Consider the following 2,318-nt stretch of genomic DNA (forward strand, 5'->3'; position numbering starts at 1 on the left):
GCCAAAACCCAATGCCAAACTACAGTAAAGCTCCACGGGGTCTTTCCGTCCTACTGCAGGTAAGCGGTATCTTCACCGCTATTACAACTTCACCAGGCCTCCAGCCAAGACAGCTCCCAAATCATTGCACCATTCGTGCAGGTCAGAACTTACCTGACAAGGAATTTCGCTACCTTAGGACCGTTATAGTTACGGCCGCCGTTCACTGGGGCTTCAATTCGAATCTCTCAATCCTCCTCTTAACCTTCCAGCACTGGGCAGGTGTCAGCCCATATACGTCGCCTTCCGGCTTAGCATAGACCTGTGTTTTTGGTAAACAGTTGCTTGGGACTCTTCACTGCGACCTACTCTTGCTCGTAATGTCTCTTTACTCACTTTCATAGGTACCCCTTCTCCCTAAGTTACGGGGCTATTTTGCAGAGTTCCTTAGCTAGAGTTAGCCTGTCGACCTTAGGTTTCTCACCCTGTCCACCTGTGTCGGTTTACGGTACGGGCACTTAATCTCCTCAGTAGAAGTTTTTCTCGGCAGTGTAGGATTTGTAACTTACATACTTTACATATGCTTACTCTTCAGTTCTCATATTTAAGTCTACGGCTTTTCCTGTAAACCCATACTTCTTCCTTAAAATGACTATTCCGTCAGTCATCTTACATACCTTCCTGCGTCACTCCATCCCTTCAATCGTTAATTAAGTGGTATAGGAATATTTACCTATTTTCCATTCGGCTTCACATTTCTGTTTATCCTTAGGTCCCGACTCCCCCAGGGCGGACAAACCTTCCCCTGGAATCCTTGGACTTCCGGTCAGAGGGATTCTCACCCTCTTTCTCGCTACTCATTCCTGCATTCTCACTTCTGATACCTCCAGATTCTCTTTCAATCCTCCTTCTACGGCTTACAGAACGCTCTCCTACCAACATAACTTACATTATGTTACAAAGCTTCGGTTTATGTCTTAGCCCCGTTAAATCTTCGGCGCAGATACTCTCGACCAGTGAGCTATTACGCACTCTTTTAAGGCTTGGCTGCTTCTAAGCCAACCTCCTGGTTGTCTGGGAATATCCACCTCCTTTCCCACTTAGACATAATTCGGGACCTTAGCTGTTGTTCTGGGCTTTTTCCCTCTCGTCCATGGACCTTGTCATCCATAGACTCACTCCCAATTATTAATATATGGTATTCGTAGTTTGCTTGACTTCAGTAAGCTATACGCCCCCTAGGTCATACAGTGCTCTACCCCCACATATCTTCTATTAAGGCTGCACCTAAATGCATTTCGGAGAGAACGAGCTATCTCCTAGTTCGATTGGCTTTTCACCCCTAAACCTATCTCATCTCCCATCATTTCAACGGCGGTGAGTTCAGTCCTCCACTAAGTCTTACCTTAGCTTCAACTTGGACAGGCCTAGATCACTAGGTTTCGCGTCTATGACATACGACTTTCGCCCTTTTAAGACTTGGTTTCCCTTCGGCTCCGCTTTCCTTAACCTTGCCATATATCATAACTCGCAGGATGATTAACCAAAATCCACGCAGTCACAGGTTACCCTGCTCCTACCGCTTGTAAGCGTACGGTTTCAAATTCTATTTCACTCCCTTACTCAGGGTTCTTTTCACCTTTCCCTCACGGTACTCTTCACTATCGGTTAGTAAAAGTATTTAGCCTTATGAGATATGGTCCTCACTGATTCACACCAAATTCCTCGTGCTTGATGCTACTCGGGGTTCTACTCTATACATATATACTCTACATCCTACAGGACTATCACCTTCTTTGGTTTAGCTTTCCAACTATATTCCTCTTACAGTATATACATAACTCACTTCATGGCTATCTGTGCTTGTAGCCCCTCTACCCCATAATGGCATCGTCGCCAACTTTTTCACCACTATGGTTTAGGCTCCTTCCCGTTCGCTCGCCGCTACTTAGAAAATCGTTTTTACTTTCTTTTCCTCCCGTTACTTAGATGTTTCAGTTCACGGGCTTACCTCTTTCGTGTATATTCTCCTAATATACAGGTTCTCCCATTCGGATATCTAGGGATCTTTGTTCATGTGCAACTCCCCCTAGCTTTTCGCAGCTTATCACGTCCTTCTTCGGCTTTTACTACCTAGGCATCCTCCGTACGCCCTTTCTTAGCTTTATCTTCTTTTTCTCATTCTAACTCTTTTTCTTGTGAATGTTGTTTCTCTTTTTACCTACTATTCATTTCTCATTGTCCTAAAAAATTTTCTTAATTCTTAATTAAAGAATAAAAGCAAACAATTGTTAATCTTCTTTCTCCTTAGAAAGGAGGTGATCCATCCGCACCTTCCG

General features: G+C 44.3%; 1 rRNA gene. It reads right to left on the bottom strand.

The features are described from left to right. Window positions 1-2,148, bottom strand: a 23S ribosomal RNA gene (locus tag AWT63_RS02010); the annotation flags it as partial. Between the last annotated feature and the right edge of the window lie 170 nt (window positions 2,149-2,318).

This window comes from Caviibacter abscessus, assembly GCF_001517835.1.
Classification (GTDB): domain Bacteria; phylum Fusobacteriota; class Fusobacteriia; order Fusobacteriales; family Leptotrichiaceae; genus Caviibacter; species Caviibacter abscessus.